This is a genomic window from Streptomyces sp. NPDC107528 (assembly GCF_055639295.1).
The window spans coordinates 93,317-107,041 of record NZ_JBVKAV010000006.1 but is presented as its reverse complement, the minus strand read 5'-3'; the positions used below and the strand labels follow the sequence as shown (position 1 = coordinate 107,041).

The following is a 13,725-nucleotide window of genomic DNA, read 5'->3' as shown; positions in this document are numbered from 1 at the left end:
CTTTCCGGACGGCGCCAACCAACGAGTAGCTACCGCAAGTTGAGCACTTCGGTCAGATCTGCCCGTCCTCCAGCATTTCGGTCACAAGGGCAGCGATCTGGGACCTCTCGGACCGCGTCAGCGTGACGTGGGCGAAGAGCGGATGCCCCTTCAGCTTCTCCACGACGGCGACCACGCCGTCGTAGCGCCCGACCCTGAGATTGTCCCGCTGGGCCACGTCGTGGGTCAGAACCACCCGCGAGTTGGCCCCGATTCGGGACAGAACGGTCAGCAGGACATTCCTTTCCAGGGACTGCGCCTCGTCCACGATCACGAACGCGTCGTGCAGCGAGCGCCCGCGGATGTGCGTGAGAGGCAGCACCTCCAGCATCCCCCGCGCGGTGACCTCTTCGATGACCTCGCGGCTGGTGACGGCCGACAGCGTGTCGAAGACCGCCTGCGCCCAGGGGCTCATCTTCTCGGCCTCGCTGCCGGGCAGATAGCCGAGCTCCTGCCCGCCCACCGCGTACAGCGGCCGGAAGACCATCACCTTCTGGTGCTGACGGCGCTCCAGCACCGCCTCCAGACCGGCGCACAGGGCCAGCGCCGACTTGCCGGTGCCGGCCCGGCCGCCCATGGACACGATCCCGACGTCCGGGTCGAGCAGCAGGTCCAGCGCGATCCGCTGCTCGGCGCTGCGGCCCTTGATGCCGAACGCCTCCCGGTCGCCGCGCACCAGCCTGACGTTGCCCTCGGGCGTGACCCGGCCGAGCGCGTTGCCGCGCTCGGAGTGGATCGTCAGGCCGGTGTGCACGGGCATGCCGGCGGCCTCGGGCACGAAGACGTGCCCCTCCTCGAAGAGGATGTCCACCTGTTCGCCCGGCAGCGTCAGTTCGGACATTCCGGTCCAGCCGGAGGAGTCCGTGATGGCGAGTTCGGCGCGGTACTCCTCCGCGAGGAGGCCGACGGACGAGGCCTTGATCCTGAGCGGCAGGTCCTTCGACACGACGGTGACGTCGAACCCCTCGGCCTGCAGATTGCGGGCGACCGCGAGGATGCGGGAGTCGTTGTCCCCCAGGCGGTAGCCGGTCGGCAGAACGCTGGGGTCCGAGTGGTTGAGCTCGACACGGACGGTCCCGCCGAGGTCCCCGATCGGAATGGGGGCGTCGAGACGGCCATGCTTCACCCGGAACTCGTCGAGCAGACGCAGTGCCTGCCGGGCGAAGTAGCCGAGTTCGGGATGGTGCCTCTTGGCCTCCAGTTCCGTCACCACGACGATGGGGAGCACGACCTCGTGCTCGTCGAAGCGGTTCAGGGCGTTCGGGTCGGCCAGCAGGACGCTGGTGTCGAGAACGTAGGTGCGCCGGTCGGGCTTGTGGCGCTTTGTGCTGGTCACCACGGAAGGACGTACCCCCTCGGATGAGGTCGGGGAGCGACGGAGTGGAGCTGGACCGGTCGTCGGCCGCTCTGCACGGGCCGAAAACCGGCCCCCCGCGTCTTCTTCCGTGCCGTGACCGCACGGTGGGGCTGGTGCAAAGGGCCTCCCGGGCGGACGGCCCCGTGCCGTCCGCTGAGATACGACACCCGTGGTTCGGGTGTCGACCTGCTTGCCTTATGCCCTCGAACGTGCGATGCCATGCCGACGCATATGACGGCGCGCTGGTGAACTCCTTGTTACTTCCGTCCCGCCGGGGATATGTCCCTCAGCCGCCGTAGCGCCGGTGACGGGCGGCGTAGTCGCGCAGAGCGCGCAGGAAGTCCACCTTGCGGAAGGCCGGCCAGAAGACTTCACAGAAGTAGTACTCGGAATGGGCCGTCTGCCACAGCATGAAACCGGACAACCGCTGCTCACCGCTGGTACGGATCACGAGGTCGGGGTCGGGCTGGTCGCCGGTGTAGAGGTGGCTGCCGATCAGGTCGACGCTGACGGACTCGGCCAGGTTCTCCATCGAGGTGCCCCTGTCGTGGGCGTCGACGATCATGGAGCGCACGGCGTCGGCGATCTCCTGGCGGCCGCCGTAGCCGATGGCGACGTTGACCAGTATCCCGTCGATGTGTGCGGTGGCCTCCTCGGCCTCCTTGAGGCTGGTCTGCATCCCGGACGGCAGCAGGTCGGGCGTGCCCACGTGGTGCACGCGCCAGCGCCCGTCGGCGGCGAGGGTGCGGACGACGTCCTCGATGATCCCGAGGAGCGGGCCGAGCTCGTCCTGGGGCCGGTCGAAGTTGTCCGTCGACAGCAGCCAGAGGGTGACGACCTCGACGTCCGTCTCGCTGCACCAGCCGAGGAACTCCTCGATCTTCTCGGCACCGGCCCGGTGGCCGTGCACGGTGGAGGAGCCCGCCGCCTTCGCCCAGCGCCGGTTGCCGTCCATGATCACGCCGATGTGCTTGGGCACCTGAGCGTGGTCCAGGTGGCCCTCCACCCGGCGTGCGTACAGCCTGACCAGCAGGCCGCGCAGCTTGTCGCGCAGGTTCACGTGATTGTCAGCCCCTCCGTACGGATCGGACAGGCGCGCGGGCGCTGCGCGCGGCGCAGGCGAGGGCGGTTCCTGTCCGTATGGCGGTCCCCTACCGGCGAAGCGTACCCCTGCGGGGCTTGGGCCGTGTTTACGGGTGCGGGTGCGTCGGGGGCGCCTTGGGTGGGGGGTGTCCGTGCGCCGTCGGCGGCTGCGGGCGGGTGGGGGCTGGTCGCGCCCACGCGGCGGAGCCGCATATCGACACAGCCCCGCGCCCCTCTAGGTGGGTGCAGTCATCGGCATCGGGATGCACCCCCTGCGCGAACAAAAAACGGGCCGGTCCGTGGGGGGGAGACGGACCGGCCCGAGGGGGGGTTTCCACCATAACCCTTCGTAAGTGATGCTGCGTGCATCGGCGTGCCACAACTACTCTCCGAAGTCGCTCGGCGACGGCCCGGTAGCCGCGAGCGGGCCTTTTTGTGGCCGATTCATGGCCTGGCAGGAGCGGATTCCCAGGGGAAACGGGTGGAAAGTGGCTGGATCCATAGGGTTTGCAGCATCTTGCAACTCGCCGTGCGACTTGTCCCCGCTTCCCCCGCCTGAGTGACCCCGGCCGCGAACGTCGGCTTGACGGCGCACGGGACTGCGGAACGGGGTGCGGCTTCAACGCGACACGCGTCCAGCAGGGGCACTTACGGGGGCACGACACCGCGCAGCCCCCTCCACTGCGCGGTGCCGCCGCGCAGCTTTGCTTACGCGAATTACCTTGGTCTGAACTTACGCGAGAGGTGTGAGGAAATCGAGTCGGCCCCCATAACAATGTGAAAAGGTGTGGGTTCCTTGGATGCGCAGGGGGCGGCGCATGTTTGCTCACGGATGCACGGTTTGCACCCCACGTGCCCCACGTGCCCTCGGATGTTCCTCGGGCGCCCCCCAGCGGACAGTCTCTGGCCTACATCCGGCCTAACGTCGCCGTCATGACAGCGAACGCGAGCAGGACCATCACGTGGGACGAGGCGAGCGCACGGCGTACGGAGCGGCAGTTCCTGGCACGTCCCGCCGCGCACGGCACGCCGGTCGCCGATGTGGTGGGGGCGATGCTGGGCGCGCACGCGCAGGTGCTGTCCGCGGCCGAGGTGTCGGTGGGCGTACGGGCTTACGGGGTGACGCGGGCCGACGTACGGGCCGCGCTCTGGGAGGACCGCTCGCTGGTGAAGACGTTCGGTCCGCGCGGAACCGTGCATCTGCTGCCCGCCGCCGAGTTGCCGCTGTGGTGTGGCGCGCTGAGCGCGATTCCGACGGGCCCGAGCCCCTTCCCGCCGGACATCGCTGTGACGGAGGAGCAGGCGGAGCAGATCGTGGCCGCGATCGGGGACGCCCTCGACGGGGTGTGCCTGACCGTGGAGGAACTGAGCGAGGAGGTCGTGGCGCGCACGGGTCCGTGGGCCGGGGACCGGGTGATGCCCGCCTTCCAGGACCTGTGGCCGCGCTGGCGGCAAGTCATGCACCGGGCCGGCCAGTCGGGCGCCCTGTGCTTCGGCCCGAACCGGGGACGGAAGGTGACGTACACCCGGCCGCGGGGGGTCGGACCGGTACCCGGCCCGGGGCCGGCGGGCGAGGAGGCGCTGCGGGAGCTCGTCAGGCGGTATCTGCGCGCGTACGGCCCGGCGACGCCGCAGCACTTCGCCAAGTGGCTGGCTGCGCCCGCGGGTTGGGCGGTGGCGCTGTTCGGGGAGCTGGCGGGGGCCGGGGAGGTCGAGGAGGTGTCGTTCGAAGGGGCGGCGGCCTGGGTGGCGGCGGGTGACGTGGAGTTTCCGGCGGAGAAGGTGCGTGGCGTGCGGCTGCTGCCCTACTTCGACGCTTACGCCATCGCCGCACAGCCGCGGCAGACGTTGTTCCCCGCAGAGGCGTACCGGCGGGCGCTCGCGGGCGGGCAGGCGGGGAACTTTCCGGTGCTGCTGGTGGACGGGGTGGTGGCCGGTGTCTGGCACCAGCGGCGCTCGGGCCGTCGGACGACGGTGACGGTGGAGCTGACCGGGCGGCGTCTGACGGCACGGCAGGAGCGGGAGCTGGGCGAGCAGGTGGAGCGGGTGGGGGAAGTGCTGGAGGCGAAAGCGGAGTTGGTGGTCGGGAAGGTGACCGTCGGACCGCATGCGTGAATGTCCCGCCTGGCGGCTCAGACGCCGGGCTTGCGGGCCTCGAAGAGGTGGCGGGTGCTGTGCGCGACGAAGGGGCCCTCGGACTCGATCCGCTCGTGCAGGGCGCGCAGGTGCGGCCGGTACGCCTCGACGGTGAAGCCGGGGACCATCCACACCACCTTCCGCAGAAAGTGCACGACGGCTGCGATGTCGCGGAACTCCATGCGGAGTTCCTCCGCGCGCAGATCGACGATGTCCAGGTCGGCGGCCTCGGCGTCGGCGCGTTCCCGGTCGGGGTGGCGGCCGCTGCGGACCTCGTCGGGCTGGGACCCCAGGAAGTACTCGACCACCTCGAAGACGCTGTGGGGACCGACGTGCTGGGCGAAGTACGTGCCGCCGGGCCGGAGCACGCGGGAGATCTCCGGCCAGTGGGCCCGCACCGGGTGCCGGCTCGTGACGAGGTCGAAGGCCCCGTCGGCGAACGGGAACGGGGCGTCCTCGGGCGAGGCGACGACCGCGACGCCGCGGGCGGCGAGCAGGGCGGTGGCCTTGGCGACGTTCGGCGGCCAGCCCTCGGTGGCGACGGTGAGCGGCGGGGCCTTCGGGGCCCGGCCGAGGGCGAAGTCCAGCACCTCCCCGCCCCCGGTCTGGAGGTCGAGCGCGGCGGTCGCGCCGGCCAGCCGGTCGGCCAGGGAGACGGCATACCCCCAGCTGGGCCGCGCCTCGGTGGCCCGCCCCTCGAACCAGGAGAAGTCCCAGCCCTCGGTGGGCACGGCCGCGCCCTCGGCGACGAGCTCCTCGAACGACCTGCTGTCCTGTCCCATGCCGCGATGATCGCAGGGCCCTGTCAGTGGCCGCTGCTAGTTTTCGGCGCCATGACGAACTCGACGTACACGGCAGGCGAGAAGGAAACACTCCGGGCGAGCCTCGACCACCACCGGGACGCTGTGCTGTGGAAGCTGGAGGGCCTGGACGACGAGCAGCTGCGCCGCCCGATGACCCCGTCCGGCACGAGCCTGCTGGGCCTGGTCAAACACCTCGGCTCGGTGGAGTACGGCTGGTTCGTCTCGACCTTCGGCGGCGAGGTCGAACCCCTGTGGTTCGACCCCTACAGCGCCGAGGACATGGCAGCCGACCAGGGCGAGACGACACAGCAGATCGTCGAGTTCTACGGCCGTGCGCGCGCCGCCGCCGACCGCGTGATCGCCGAGCGGCCGCTGACGGATTTGGGGCAGCCGGCGTGGCGGGGAGAGGCAGTGTCGCTGCGGTGGGTGCTGGTCCACATGATCGAGGAGACGGCACGGCACATGGGTCACATGGACATCGTGCGGGAGCTGATCGACGGGGCGACGGGGGATCAGCGGCCGGCGTGAGCCCCCCAAGCCCCCCTCGCACCCTCGCCCGCGTCGACTCTCACGGCACCAACGGCCGCACTTCCTCCGCCGCGAACCGCACGAACCCCTCCGGGTCGGGCTCGTCCCCGGTCGGCTGCAGGACCACGGTGTCCGCACCGGCGTCCGCGAGCCGCTGGACGGCCTTCGCGACGGTGCCGGCGTCTCCGGCGACGCCGAGACCGGGGACGGCACCGTCCCCCTCGGCTTCGAGCTCGGCCTTGAGCCGGGCGGGCCCGTCGGGGCCGGTGGCGGTCAGGAGGTAGACGACGACCTGGTGCGGCTCGTCGCCGGTACGGCCCGCCGCGTCCCTCCCCTCCTCGATGAGCTGCCGCGCCTTCCTCACCCCCTCGGGCGAGGTCGAGGCGGTGAGCAGCGTCCCGTCGGCCGCCTCACCGGCGAGCCGCAGCGAGCGAGGCCCGGTGACGCCGGCGATGACGGGCGCCGGCCCGGCGGGCGGCCAGTCGAGGGCGACGCCGTCGAGCTTGACGTACCGCCCATCGGTAGTGACCGTCTCCCCGCCGAGCAGGGCGCGCAGGGCGACGAGATGCTCGCGCAACAGCGTCACCGGCGACTCGGCCCGAGCCCCGACCTGCCCCATCCAGTCCTGCACACCGTGTCCGAGGGCGAGGATCGGCCGTCCCGGGAACATCCGGTGCAGCGAGGCGGCTTCCATGGCGGTGATGGCGACGTTCCGCAACGGGACGGGCAGCAGCCCGATGCCGACCTTGACCCGCTCGGTCCAGGCGAGCGCGGCCGCCGCGGTGGAGATCCCGCCCTCCCGGAAGCAGTCCTCCCAGAGCCAGAGCTCTTCGAGACCTGCCTCGTCCGCGATGCGGGCGACGGAACGGAGTCGCTCGGGGGCGAGTTGGGGGCGGAAGATTGCGCCTAGTCCGGTCATGAGGCCTTTCCTACCCGGGTAGCACTCGCCGGACAACAGGAAATCCAGGAGGTGGCTGGGGATGGGGCGGCGGTGGCGGGACGGCTGGGGAACGCTGGTCGTTCACGGGGAGCGGGGGGATGTCGTCCCGGTGCCCCTGGAAATCGCCGCGTCCTATCGAGCCCGTACGAAGGGGCTGCTGGGCCGGGATTCCCTCGACGGGGCGATGCTGCTCACGCCGGCAGGCAGCGTGCATACCTTCCGGATGCGCATGCCCATCGACGTCGCCTATCTCGACCGACGGCTGAACGTCATCGCCGTGCGCACCATGCCACCGGGGCGGCTGGGCCGGCCCCGACTTCGTTCACGCCATGTGCTGGAGGCGGAGGCCGGGGCCATGGCCGGGTGGGGGGTGCGGGTGGGGGTGCGGGTGACCGTCGAGGTGTAGGTGTGGGTGGGGTGGCTCCGGGTGGGGTGACTGTGGTTGGGGTGACTCCCCCGCGCCGGGTCAGTTGTCCGTGCGCGGGAAGGACACCTCCACCCGTCGGTTCTTCTTGCGGCCCGACTCCGTCGCGTTCGAGGAGATCGGGTACTGCTCGCCGTAGCCGCGTACCTCGTAGGTGACCGTGGAGTCGGTCAGCTCCGACTCCAGGACGCCCTGTACGGCGTTCGCGCGCTTCCTGGACAGGACGTCGCCGTGGGCGGAGGAGCCCAGGTTGTCGGTGAAGCCGAAGACACGGATGCGGGTGGCGTTCTGGGTCTTGATCTCCTCGGCGATCTCCGAGATACGGGCCTTGGCCTCACCGGTCAGCTTCGCGCTGTCCTTGGGGAAGAGGACCTCGGCCTGCAGCGCGAACTTCACGTCCGAGTTCGTGTCCTCCCGGCGTTCCTCGCCGGCCTGGTCCTCGACCACCTGCTTGATGTCCAGCACCTTGGCCTCGGCGAGCGTCGCCCCTTCGGGGAGCTTGAGGTCGGGGTCGTTGGCGTCCACCTCTACGGGGGCGGTGGCCGTGGCTTCGGTACCCGGGGGGACGCTGGGGTCGTCGGCGGCGTCGGCTGTTGTGGCGCCGAGGAGGTTGGTGGCGACCAGGAGGGTGGCTGCGGTGAGGGTGAGGGGGAGGCGGGGGGTGCGAGTCATGGGTGCCTCACCCGGAGATCTGGATGGTGGCGGACGCGAAGGTCGGCAGTTGGAAGCTGACCTCGCCTGTACTTGTGGGCGGGGCCGGGAACTGCATGAACACAGGAATGGAACCGCCAGGCTTGATACGCGGCATGCTCGTCGTCGTCAGGGGACGGCCATCAGTGTCACGCAGCACGTAGTACCGCTTCTTGCTGGCCGAGTCGACGAGCGTTGCTCCGCCCAGCGATGTTCCGTGCCTGACGATCTCGGTCTCGTCACCCGAAGTACGCGCCGACACGCGGGCCGCCTCGTCGCCGTCGTTCTTCATTTCGCCGCTCACGGTGACGAACCCACCGGAGTCGCGCCGAGCAGAGGTGATCCTGAGGATCAGACCGTCCTCGCCCTTGAGCTCGGCAAGGAGGTCATCGGCTCCCTCTTGAGCACTCGGATTGGACCCGCCGCCCTTGGAGGCTGACGCCGACGTCTCCGGCTTCTTGTCGTCGTCGCCGCCTCCCCCTCCACAGCCGGCCACTCCGAGGGCCAGTCCGGCCACGGCGGTCAACGCGACCATCCCCCTGCGGGCCTTCGTCGTGAACCGAATGCTCATGCCTCTGCTTCCTTCGTCACTCGTCGTTCGCCTGTGAGTCGGCCAGATGGACGTCGAAGAGGTCCTCGGGGGCCGGAAGAGTGGTCGGGTCCTCCGGGTCCACGTCCCAGTCCGTGTCGTCGCACGTGAGTTGTGGCAGCGGCAGTGTGTCGTTCCCGTCACCGTCGTCGCCGCCCTCTCCGGGGAGATCGAACGTGCAGCGAGGCTCGATCACGGCAGTGGCTGACGCCGTCGACTTGAAGTCCTCCGTGCCGGGGACGATCGAGTCGCCGACGGACTTGTCGGTTTCGACATCCACCGTGTAGCCCAACGGCTCCGCCGGCCCACAGCCTTGGACGTCGGCGTCGTTCTGGGCCGCCAGTTCGTAGGCCCGCCAGCATCCGTCGACCAGTTCAGTGTCGCCGTCAAGGATGTCCTGCCACTTTGTCGGATCGCCCACGACCTCCAGCCAGTCCCCCGCGAGTTGATCCCGGGACTCCTGCGCTGCCGCCAGCGCCGCCGCATCGGCGGCCGTTTGGGCGCCGTTCCGATTCGCCGCTGCCTGGCCGACCGCAAGGTAGGCGAACGCGAGAAAGAGCAGGCCCCCCACCACCGTGATGTAGATGGGGAAGGCCTGCCCAGCGTCGCCGAAGGTACAGCGCCTGATCATCCGGTGAGTTCGTCGATCTGCTCCACAATCGCGTCGTAGATCGTCTGCCCGATGTCCGTCCCCGTAATGGCCAACACAATCGCCACCACCACCGCGATGATCCCCAGATACTCCACCGCCGTCTGCCCCTTGTCGTCGCGCACGGCACGGGAGCGCAAGTACTCGACGGTGGTGTTGATCCAGTTGCTCATGGTGTTCCCCTCTGGGCACGCAAGTCCTGTGAGAAGTCTCAGGAGAAAAGTAAGCGCGAACACCCCGAACACCAGAGGGTCCCAGGACCCAATTCCAGGCCTCGGCCGAAAACCGCCGTCGCAGCATCGCCGCTCATCCCCGTCCTGGGTGTGAACCCGGCGCCGTCCCCAGCCACTTGGCCGCAGCCTCCCCGCGACTGCTGCTGTGGAGTTTGGCGAAGATGCGGTTGATGTGGTTCTTGACCGTCTTCTCGCTGATGAAGCAGGCGGCGGCGATCTGCTGGTTGTTCATACCGGATGCGATGAGGTCCATGATCTCCGCCTCCCTCCTGCTCAGCCGGAACCGTGACCGATACGACGACGACTGTCCCACAATAGGTTGCACTTGCGAAAGCGGTTCCGCGGAATTCCCTGTCCCAGTTGGGAGTTCGGCGTTTGCTTGCGCGAGTGAAGCCGCTGCTGTGGCGGTGAGCCTGGGCTCCGTCGACCCTCCGCCCCGCTCGATGTCCCGCACAGCCGCCACCAGTTCGTCCGTCGTGAACTCACCGTGGACCAGATAGCCGGCGGCGCCGAGACGCAGGGCTTCGCGGACCGTCTCCGACTCCCCGCTGTAGGTCAGCATCATCACCGGGGCGATGCCGACCAGGTGCGGGAGGGCCGTGATGCCGTCCGTACCGGGCATCCGGACGTCGAGGAGGATCACGTCGGGGCGGTGGCGGCGGGCCGCTTCCTGGGCCTCCTGGCCGTTCGCCGCCTCGGCCACCACCGTTATGTCCACGTGGGTGGAGAGGAGAGCCGTCAGGCCCGCTCGGACCACCGGGTTGTCGTCTGCCACCACTAGCCGGAGGGGGGTGTTCATGGGGTCGCCTTTGTCGTCGTCAGGGCCGCCAGCGGGAGTGCGAGGCGGACCTCCGTGCCGCGCGCGTGGGTGCCCTTGCCGATGTGGATGCCTGCTCCTATCGCGGCGGCTCGTTCGGCCATGCCGATCAGGCCGAAGTGGCCCGAGCGGCGGAGGTGTTCGAGTGCCGTGCCGGGGGGCAGGCCCTGACCGTCGTCCTGGACCGTCAGGCACAGCACCTCGCCCCGTGCGCCCGCCCGCACGCCCGCTCGTACGTCGACCCGGGTCGCGGCCGCGTGACGGTGGGCGTTCTCCATGGCCTCCTCGGTGATGGTGAGGAGGTGGCGGGCGATCGCCGGTGGCACCGGGAGGGCGGTGCGGGCGGCCTCCCCCAGAGTGGCGTACGTGGCTGTCATGCCCGTGCGCTTCGTGAACGCCTCGGTACGGGCGGCCAGTTCCGGCGTGATGTCTGTCGCGTGGTCCGGGTCGGACTCGCGGCGCAGGTCCGCCAGGAGTTCCCGGGACTCCGCGGCGGCTCGGCGTGCCGCGCGGGCCACCAGTTCGGCCTGCCGGCTGACGCGGGCCGGGTCCATCGACGCCGACGCCGCCAAGAGCGCCAGGCCGTCCGCCGCCAGCGCCACGCCGTGCAGTGTCTTCGCCACCGAGTCGTGCATCTCGCGGGCCAGGCGGGCCCGTTCCGCGCCGACCGCCTCGGTCACCGCCAGCCGCGCCTGGATCGTCGTCAGTGCCTGCGTGGCCGTGCCGAAGCGGAGCATGAGGTTACGCAGCGACGAGCCGAGCGCGCCCGTGATGACGCACAGGCCCGGGAGGAGGAGCTTCTCCGCCAGGCCGCTGCCCGCCTGCGCCTCCTTGTTGATGGCGTAGGCCAGCAGCAGGATCAGCGACTGCACGCTCGCGAACACCGCAGCGCCCCGGTAGCCGTAGACGATGCCGGCGAGCAGGGGCGTGCAGACGCTGACGTAGGCCAGCGTGGTGTCGGGGCCCGCGGAGATGAGGAGGAGGGCGGTGAAGAGGGTGTCCACCGCCAGGAGGGTGGGGTGGCGCAGGAGGAGCGGGCCGAAGCGTTCCCAGTCGCGGAACAGGGCGTACGAGCCCATGAACGTGACCACGACCGCCGCGCCCATCAGACGGGTTCCCACGCCCGGCATCGCGTTGAGCAGGGCCGCAGGTGCGGCGAGGGCGATCATGGCGAGGCGGAAGCCGAAGACCTGGCGGCACAACGCCTGGAGGGCGTTTATCTGGAGGGGAATTGCGGCGGAGGGCACGCGCTCCCCGGCGGCCCGGGACGGACGGGACAGGCGGGACTGGACGGACTGGCTGGACAGGCGGAACAGGCAGGACAGGCGCGACTTCCAGCGGCGCCGCAGCGGGAGCGCAAAGCCCGGCGCCGCAGCCGGCGCCCCTTGCCCCGCCCCCACGCCCCGGCCCGTGCCCGTCCCCACGCCCCGGCCCGTGCCCGTCCCCACGCCCGGGCCCGTCCCCACGCCCGGGCCCGTCCCCACGCCCGTGGCCCCGCGCATCCTCACCGGCATGCCCGCCATACAGCCCTCCCCCCTACTCCCCCGTCAACGACCCGAAGTCCGTCCCGGACCCCAACAGCAGTCCCGCCCCCAGCAGGATCATCGTGGCCGGCACCATGAACGTCGTGATCATCAGCGTGGCGCGCGGCACCGCCCTGGCCGCCTTCCGGCGGGCGTTCTGGGCGTCGGTGCGGCGCATGTCCTTGGCGAGGGCGACCAGCGTGTCGACGATCGGCGCGCCCAGTTCCTCGCCCTGCTGGAGCGCCGTCACGAACATCGCCACCTGTTCGGAGTCGTTGCGGCGACGCAGTTCCGCGAAGGCCTGGCGGCGGCTCATGCCGAGGTCCATCTGGCGCAGGGTGATGCGCAGTTCGTCCGCCCAGGGGCCCTCGTACTTGGACGCGACCCTGTCGAGTGCCTGGCGGAAGCCCAGGCCCGCGCTGACCACCACCGCCAGGACGTCCAGGAAGTCGGGCAGGGTGCGTTCGATCTCGTCCTTCCTGATCCGGATCGCCGACCAGATGCCGACCTCCGTCCAGAAGGCGCCGAACGCCAGCAGGAGCAGGGCGACCAGTACCTGGCCCCGGAGCAGGAACACCAGGAAGCCGACCGCGCCCAGGAAGCCGTACACCGCGCGCCGGGCCGCATAGCGGTCGATGGTGAGGCCGCCGGGGTTGCCCGCCAGGTCGATCTTGCGGCGGTACTCGGCGACCAGCTTCGGGCCCATCAGGCGCAGTACTGCGGGGGCGTAGCGCATGCCCATGCGGTCGATGAGCGAGTCCACGGCGCCGGTGCGGGTCGCGCCGATCTCCAGGGCCAGCGCGAGATCGCTGGGCAGTCTGGCGTCCGCGCGGTACATGCGGATGCCGGCGAAGATCCCCCACACGCTGAGGGCCATCACCAGGGCCAGTACAAGTCCCAGTTGTCCGAGTCCGAGTACGATTCCCATGGTCCGTCGTCCTCCCTTCCCGCGCCCAGGCGCCTCAGACGTCGATCCGCGAGAGGCGGCGGATCAGGACGAAGCCCACGGCATACAGTCCGAACGCGATCAGCACCGCCACCTGGCCCACCGGGGAGCCCGTCATGCGGTCCAGGGCCCCGTCCTTCACCCCGTTCATCAGGAACAGCGACCCGACTCCCAGCGCCGGGACGGCGTACGAGGTCATGCTCACCTGGGACAGCTGCGTACGGACCTCGCGTCGCGTCTCCTTGCGCTCCTCCAGGGTCTCCGTCAGGTTCCGCAGGGCGCTCACCACCTGGCCGCCGGCCCGGTTGGACAGGACCAGCGTGGTGACCAGGACGACCAGTTCGCGGGACGGGAGGCGTTCCGCGAGCTCGCCGAGGGCGTCGTCCATCGAGGCACCCAGCGCCAACTGGTTGGAGACCTTGGCCAGTTCCTCGCCCGCCGGGGCCTCCAGCTCCTCCGCGGCCAGGCCGATGGCGGTGCGCAGGGCGAGGCCCGCGTGGGCGGCGTTCGCCAGGATGCGGGCCAGTTCGGGGAGTTGGTTGATGAACCGCTCGATGCGCTTCTGGCGTTGCCAGTTCAGGAACTGCCAGGCAGCCCAGACGCCCAGCAGGCCCGCGATCGGGCCGAAGAAGGGGGCCAGGGTCGCCTGGCCGACCAGCCACAGGCCCGCGACCGTCGCCAGCATGTAGACGAAGAACTCGCCCGGCGTGACGTCCAGGCCCGTCGCCACCAGCCGCAACTCCAGCCGCTTGCCCAGCTTCGTGCGGCGCAGGCGGCGGTCCAGGTCGGCGAAGCGGCGCCGGCGCCCGCCTCCGGTGATCTGGCCGACGGAGGTCAGACGCTCGACCAGGGCCTGGCGCTGGGCCCGGCCGGCGGCGTGGACGTGTACGCCCGCCACGGCCAGGGCGCAGGTCAGCAGCACGACGCCGGTCGTGAGCGTGATACGGGTCTGGAGGTCCATCAGCGGG

At 70.4% G+C, this 13,725-nt stretch carries 15 protein-coding genes; 3 read left to right on the top strand and 12 right to left on the bottom strand.

Annotated elements, in window-relative coordinates; all coding sequences use genetic code 11:
- Positions 1–52: 52 nt before the first annotated feature.
- Entirely contained in the window at positions 53–1,378 is a 1,326-nt protein-coding gene (locus ACZ7L5_RS20320; RefSeq protein WP_365061003.1) for a PhoH family protein, read from the bottom strand.
- 304 nt (positions 1,379–1,682) lie between these two features.
- A complete protein-coding gene (locus ACZ7L5_RS20315) occupies positions 1,683–2,456 on the bottom strand; it encodes an isoprenyl transferase (protein ID WP_471518209.1) in 774 nt (257 codons plus the stop codon).
- Positions 2,457–3,412: 956 nt separating this feature from the next.
- Between ACZ7L5_RS20315 and ACZ7L5_RS20310 the strand changes: the two genes are divergently transcribed.
- Entirely contained in the window at positions 3,413–4,594 is a 1,182-nt protein-coding gene (locus ACZ7L5_RS20310) for a winged helix DNA-binding domain-containing protein (RefSeq protein ID WP_471518208.1), read from the top strand.
- A gap of 17 nt (positions 4,595–4,611) precedes the next feature.
- On the opposite strand, the gene ACZ7L5_RS20305 is transcribed toward ACZ7L5_RS20310, so the two are convergent.
- Positions 4,612–5,397, bottom strand: a complete 786-nt coding sequence (locus ACZ7L5_RS20305; RefSeq protein ID WP_471518207.1) for a methyltransferase domain-containing protein — start codon at positions 5,395–5,397, stop codon at positions 4,612–4,614.
- A gap of 51 nt (positions 5,398–5,448) precedes the next feature.
- On the opposite strand from ACZ7L5_RS20305, the gene ACZ7L5_RS20300 reads away from it, so the two are divergent.
- Complete coding sequence (locus ACZ7L5_RS20300; RefSeq protein WP_471518206.1) at positions 5,449–5,946, top strand: DinB family protein; 498 nt, start codon at positions 5,449–5,451, stop codon at positions 5,944–5,946.
- Between the two features lie 40 nt (positions 5,947–5,986).
- Here ACZ7L5_RS20300 and ACZ7L5_RS20295 read toward each other — a convergent pair whose 3' ends face one another.
- Entirely contained in the window at positions 5,987–6,865 is an 879-nt protein-coding gene (locus ACZ7L5_RS20295; protein WP_471518205.1) for an LLM class flavin-dependent oxidoreductase, read from the bottom strand.
- A 61-nt stretch (positions 6,866–6,926) separates the two neighbouring features.
- On the opposite strand from ACZ7L5_RS20295, the gene ACZ7L5_RS20290 reads away from it, so the two are divergent.
- Positions 6,927–7,292 (top strand): DUF192 domain-containing protein, encoded by a 366-nt coding sequence (locus ACZ7L5_RS20290; protein WP_471518204.1) that lies wholly within the window; start codon positions 6,927–6,929, stop codon positions 7,290–7,292.
- A gap of 60 nt (positions 7,293–7,352) precedes the next feature.
- Here the strand turns inward: ACZ7L5_RS20290 and ACZ7L5_RS20285 are convergent, their stop codons facing one another.
- The 8 genes from ACZ7L5_RS20285 to ACZ7L5_RS20250 all read right to left on the bottom strand — a co-directional run bounded on the left by ACZ7L5_RS20285 (position 7,353) and on the right by ACZ7L5_RS20250 (position 13,718).
- Positions 7,353–7,982, bottom strand: coding sequence for an OmpA family protein (locus ACZ7L5_RS20285; RefSeq protein WP_471518203.1), 630 nt, complete (start codon positions 7,980–7,982; stop codon positions 7,353–7,355).
- 7 nt (positions 7,983–7,989) lie between these two features.
- On the bottom strand, positions 7,990–8,571 hold the full coding sequence (locus tag ACZ7L5_RS20280) for a hypothetical protein (RefSeq protein WP_471518202.1): 582 nt from the start codon (positions 8,569–8,571) through the stop codon (positions 7,990–7,992).
- A gap of 16 nt (positions 8,572–8,587) precedes the next feature.
- Positions 8,588–9,220 carry a pilus assembly protein TadG-related protein gene (locus tag ACZ7L5_RS20275; RefSeq protein ID WP_471518201.1) on the bottom strand — a complete coding sequence of 211 codons (633 nt, stop codon included), beginning with the start codon at positions 9,218–9,220 and terminating at the stop codon, positions 8,588–8,590.
- Positions 9,217–9,411: a Flp family type IVb pilin gene (locus ACZ7L5_RS20270; protein WP_328879591.1), complete on the bottom strand. Its 195-nt coding sequence runs from the start codon at positions 9,409–9,411 to the stop codon at positions 9,217–9,219. Before ACZ7L5_RS20270 ends, ACZ7L5_RS20275 begins: the two co-directional genes overlap by 4 nt.
- A 133-nt stretch (positions 9,412–9,544) precedes the next feature.
- On the bottom strand, positions 9,545–10,270 hold the full coding sequence (locus ACZ7L5_RS20265) for a response regulator (protein WP_471518200.1): 726 nt from the start codon (positions 10,268–10,270) through the stop codon (positions 9,545–9,547).
- Positions 10,267–11,811 carry a sensor histidine kinase gene (locus ACZ7L5_RS20260; RefSeq protein WP_471518199.1) on the bottom strand — a complete coding sequence of 515 codons (1,545 nt, stop codon included), beginning with the start codon at positions 11,809–11,811 and terminating at the stop codon, positions 10,267–10,269. The genes ACZ7L5_RS20265 and ACZ7L5_RS20260 overlap by 4 nt, the downstream gene beginning before the upstream one ends.
- Positions 11,812–11,824: 13 nt before the next feature.
- Positions 11,825–12,739 (bottom strand): DUF5936 domain-containing protein, encoded by a 915-nt coding sequence (locus ACZ7L5_RS20255; RefSeq protein ID WP_471518198.1) that lies wholly within the window; start codon positions 12,737–12,739, stop codon positions 11,825–11,827.
- A 34-nt stretch (positions 12,740–12,773) separates the two neighbouring features.
- The gene (locus ACZ7L5_RS20250) at positions 12,774–13,718 is read right to left on the bottom strand and encodes a type II secretion system F family protein (protein WP_471518197.1); all 945 of its coding nucleotides are present in this window, start codon (positions 13,716–13,718) and stop codon (positions 12,774–12,776) included.
- Positions 13,719–13,725: the final 7 nt, after the last annotated feature.

Coding starts and splice junctions, on each gene's coding strand:
- ACZ7L5_RS20310 (WP_471518208.1), top strand. CDS start 3,413: ATGACAGCGAACGCGAGCAGGACCATCACGTGGGACGAGGCGAGCGCA.
- ACZ7L5_RS20305 (WP_471518207.1), bottom strand. CDS start 5,397: ATGGGACAGGACAGCAGGTCGTTCGAGGAGCTCGTCGCCGAGGGCGCG.
- ACZ7L5_RS20300 (WP_471518206.1), top strand. CDS start 5,449: ATGACGAACTCGACGTACACGGCAGGCGAGAAGGAAACACTCCGGGCG.
- ACZ7L5_RS20295 (WP_471518205.1), bottom strand. CDS start 6,865: ATGACCGGACTAGGCGCAATCTTCCGCCCCCAACTCGCCCCCGAGCGA.
- ACZ7L5_RS20290 (WP_471518204.1), top strand. CDS start 6,927: ATGGGGCGGCGGTGGCGGGACGGCTGGGGAACGCTGGTCGTTCACGGG.
- ACZ7L5_RS20285 (WP_471518203.1), bottom strand. CDS start 7,982: ATGACTCGCACCCCCCGCCTCCCCCTCACCCTCACCGCAGCCACCCTC.
- ACZ7L5_RS20280 (WP_471518202.1), bottom strand. CDS start 8,571: ATGAGCATTCGGTTCACGACGAAGGCCCGCAGGGGGATGGTCGCGTTG.
- ACZ7L5_RS20275 (WP_471518201.1), bottom strand. CDS start 9,220: ATGATCAGGCGCTGTACCTTCGGCGACGCTGGGCAGGCCTTCCCCATC.
- ACZ7L5_RS20270 (WP_328879591.1), bottom strand. CDS start 9,411: ATGAGCAACTGGATCAACACCACCGTCGAGTACTTGCGCTCCCGTGCC.
- ACZ7L5_RS20265 (WP_471518200.1), bottom strand. CDS start 10,270: ATGAACACCCCCCTCCGGCTAGTGGTGGCAGACGACAACCCGGTGGTC.
- ACZ7L5_RS20260 (WP_471518199.1), bottom strand. CDS start 11,811: ATGGCGGGCATGCCGGTGAGGATGCGCGGGGCCACGGGCGTGGGGACG.
- ACZ7L5_RS20255 (WP_471518198.1), bottom strand. CDS start 12,739: ATGGGAATCGTACTCGGACTCGGACAACTGGGACTTGTACTGGCCCTG.
- ACZ7L5_RS20250 (WP_471518197.1), bottom strand. CDS start 13,718: ATGGACCTCCAGACCCGTATCACGCTCACGACCGGCGTCGTGCTGCTG.